1 pseudogene is annotated in these 260 nt (G+C 57.3%); it reads left to right on the top strand.

The features are described 5' to 3' along the window. A pseudogene (locus CWM61_RS28690) lies at positions 1-260 on the top strand (spore coat protein CotH); the annotation flags it as partial.

The following is a 260-nucleotide window of genomic DNA, read 5'->3' as shown; positions in this document are numbered from 1 at the left end:
GCGGTCTGATTCGCCTGGACGTGACCTCCGACAGCGGCGCGCCGACCAGCAAGGATAACCCGGTTAACGGCACCTTAAAGGTAGACGTCGACGGGGAGATGTTCACGGCATACGTGTCCTTCAAGGTTCAGGGGGCCTCGTCGGCGGGATACCCGAAAAAGAACATGAAATTCGAGCTGTTTGCCGACGCGGCGCATACCGAAAACGTCAGCCTGAAAATCGGCGATGTGGTGCCGAAGGACAAATGGATTTTCAAGGCG

Source organism: Klebsiella sp. K-Nf6 (assembly GCF_002806655.1).
Classification (GTDB): Bacteria; Pseudomonadota; Gammaproteobacteria; order Enterobacterales; family Enterobacteriaceae; genus Klebsiella; species Klebsiella variicola.
This window is presented reverse-complemented; position numbering and strand designations above follow the sequence as displayed.